Origin of the sequence: Anaerobiospirillum sp. NML120511, assembly GCF_023050955.1 — a bacterium.
Lineage (GTDB): Bacteria > Pseudomonadota > Gammaproteobacteria > Enterobacterales > Succinivibrionaceae > Anaerobiospirillum.
The window spans coordinates 1-2,632 of the sequence record NZ_JALKIK010000094.1 but is presented as its reverse complement, the minus strand read 5'-3'; the positions used below and the strand labels follow the sequence as shown (position 1 = coordinate 2,632).

The window sequence follows — 2,632 nt, the reverse complement described above, 5'->3', positions numbered from 1 at the left end:
GAAGAAGCGGTTTGAGCATATTGTTGAGCGATGCAAAGCTGGTCTGCGTCTGAACAATTCAGGCTTCTGCTACTTCTATACAATTGGACTGTACCTGTTCAGGCTTACATCTGAAAAGGCTCCCAGCTCTAAAGCTGTCAAGGAATACAAGGATAAGCTTACACGTATGCTGGGATTTTGATATCCCCCTGTATCCGGCTATGTCAGGGGGTGGGTCAAAACTTTTGAAATTTAGTACTAGGGCAGGGCATGAAAAAGCCCGTAGCGGGCTGCTACGGGCGTCTGACGCGGTGGAAAGGGGGAGGGGATGTTGTCTACATGGCTCTGCTGTAGTGAGTGGGTTGCGCTCCGGCAGCGGTCCTGATCAATCGTCACCCTTTCTCGGTCCTTCAACGTTCCTGACAACGAGCCTCCTTTTCGCCAATCCATCGACAATCACCGCGAGTCCCTGCTCGAACGCTGCGTCCGGACCGGCTTCGTCGAAGGCGTCTATCGCGGCCCGCAACAGCGGCGAGAGCGGAGCCTGTTCAACGGTGCCGCCGCGCTCGCCGGCATCGCTGTCGCCGGCCTGCTCCTCAAGCACGGCCCCAACAGTGAAGTAGCTGATTGTCATCAGCGCATTGACGGCGTCCCCGGCCGAAAAACCCGCCTCGCAGAGGAAGCGAAGCTGCGCGTCGGCCGTTTCCATCTGCGGTGCGCCCGGTCGCGTGCCGGCATGGATGCGCGCGCCATCGCGGTAGGCGAGCAGCGCCTGCCTGAAGCTGCGGGCATTCCCGATCAGAAATGAGCGCCAGTCGTCGTCGGCTCTCGGCACCGAATGCGTATGATTCTCCGCCAGCATGGCTTCGGCCAGTGCGTCGAGCAGCGCCCGCTTGTTCCTGAAGTGCCAGTAAAGCGCCGGCTGCTGAACCCCCAACCGTTCCGCCAGTTTGCGTGTCGTCAGACCGTCTACGCCGACCTCGTTCAACAGGTCCAGGGCGGCACGGATCACTGTATTCGGCTGCAACTTTGTCATGCTTGACACTTTATCACTGATAAACATAATATGTCCACCAACTTATCAGTGATAAAGAATCCGCGCGTTCAATCGGACCAGCGGAGGCTGGTCCGGAGGCCAGACGTGAAACCCAACAGACCCCTGATCGTAATTCTGAGCACTGTCGCGCTCGACGCTGTCGGCATCGGCCTGATTATGCCGGTGCTGCCGGGCCTCCTGCGCGATCTGGTTCACTCGAACGACGTCACCGCCCACTATGGCATTCTGCTGGCGCTGTATGCGTTGATGCAATTTGCCTGCGCACCTGTGCTGGGCGCGCTGTCGGATCGTTTCGGGCGGCGGCCGGTCTTGCTCGTCTCGCTGGCCGGCGCTGCTGTCGACTACGCCATCATGGCGACGGCGCCTTTCCTTTGGGTTCTCTATATCGGGCGGATCGTGGCCGGCATCACCGGGGCGACTGGGGCGGTAGCCGGCGCTTATATTGCCGATATCACTGATGGCGATGAGCGCGCGCGGCACTTCGGCTTCATGAGCGCCTGTTTCGGGTTCGGGATGGTCGCGGGACCTGTGCTCGGTGGGCTGATGGGCGGTTTCTCCCCCCACGCTCCGTTCTTCGCCGCGGCAGCCTTGAACGGCCTCAATTTCCTGACGGGCTGTTTCCTTTTGCCGGAGTCGCACAAAGGCGAACGCCGGCCGTTACGCCGGGAGGCTCTCAACCCGCTCGCTTCGTTCCGGTGGGCCCGGGGCATGACCGTCGTCGCCGCCCTGATGGCGGTCTTCTTCATCATGCAACTTGTCGGACAGGTGCCGGCCGCGCTTTGGGTCATTTTCGGCGAGGATCGCTTTCACTGGGACGCGACCACGATCGGCATTTCGCTTGCCGCATTTGGCATTCTGCATTCACTCGCCCAGGCAATGATCACCGGCCCTGTAGCCGCCCGGCTCGGCGAAAGGCGGGCACTCATGCTCGGAATGATTGCCGACGGCACAGGCTACATCCTGCTTGCCTTCGCGACACGGGGATGGATGGCGTTCCCGATCATGGTCCTGCTTGCTTCGGGTGGCATCGGAATGCCGGCGCTGCAAGCAATGTTGTCCAGGCAGGTGGATGAGGAACGTCAGGGGCAGCTGCAAGGCTCACTGGCGGCGCTCACCAGCCTGACCTCGATCGTCGGACCCCTCCTCTTCACGGCGATCTATGCGGCTTCTATAACAACGTGGAACGGGTGGGCATGGATTGCAGGCGCTGCCCTCTACTTGCTCTGCCTGCCGGCGCTGCGTCGCGGGCTTTGGAGCGGCGCAGGGCAACGAGCCGATCGCTGATCGTGGAAACGATAGGCCTATGCCATGCGGGTCAAGGCGACTTCCGGCAAGCTATACGCGCCCTAGGAGTGCGGTTGGAACGTTGGCCCAGCCAGATACTCCCGATCACGAGCAGGACGCCGATGATTTGAAGCGCACTCAGCGTCTGATCCAAGAACAACCATCCTAGCAACACGGCGGTCCCCGGGTACGGCGTATTAAGCTAGTGTGATTTTCATCAAACTTCATCCTTAAGGTCATCTAAAATGTCACAACAGAAGCAATCACGCATGCGCTCATGGCTGAGCTGGGACATGAACTCGCCTAACTCTC

3 protein-coding genes and 2 pseudogenes are annotated in these 2,632 nt (G+C 60.1%); 3 read left to right on the top strand and 2 right to left on the bottom strand.

All coding sequences use genetic code 11. From position 1 onward, the window contains the following. Together MXE39_RS12770 and MXE39_RS12765 are read left to right on the top strand one after the other, a co-directional pair. Nucleotides 1-181 (top strand): hypothetical protein (locus MXE39_RS12770; RefSeq protein ID WP_246978207.1); only part of this gene is annotated, 181 nt, incomplete at its 5' end. Nucleotides 182-237: 56 nt separating this feature from the next. Then, nucleotides 238-333, top strand: a pseudogene (locus MXE39_RS12765) (relaxase); the annotation flags it as partial. Nucleotides 334-364: 31 nt separating this feature from the next. Here the strand turns inward: MXE39_RS12765 and tetR(A) are convergent. Next, nucleotides 365-1,015: a tetracycline resistance transcriptional repressor TetR(A) gene (gene tetR(A), locus MXE39_RS12760; protein WP_000164043.1), complete on the bottom strand. Its 651-nt coding sequence runs from the start codon at nucleotides 1,013-1,015 to the stop codon at nucleotides 365-367. A gap of 105 nt (nucleotides 1,016-1,120) precedes the next feature. On the opposite strand from tetR(A), the gene tet(A) reads away from it, so the two are divergent. Then, complete coding sequence (gene tet(A), locus MXE39_RS12755) at nucleotides 1,121-2,320, top strand: tetracycline efflux MFS transporter Tet(A) (protein WP_000804064.1); 1,200 nt, start codon at nucleotides 1,121-1,123, stop codon at nucleotides 2,318-2,320. Nucleotides 2,321-2,351: 31 nt separating this feature from the next. Here the strand turns inward: tet(A) and MXE39_RS12750 are convergent. Then, a pseudogene (locus tag MXE39_RS12750) lies at nucleotides 2,352-2,507 on the bottom strand (EamA family transporter); the annotation flags it as partial. Between the last annotated feature and the right edge of the window lie 125 nt (nucleotides 2,508-2,632).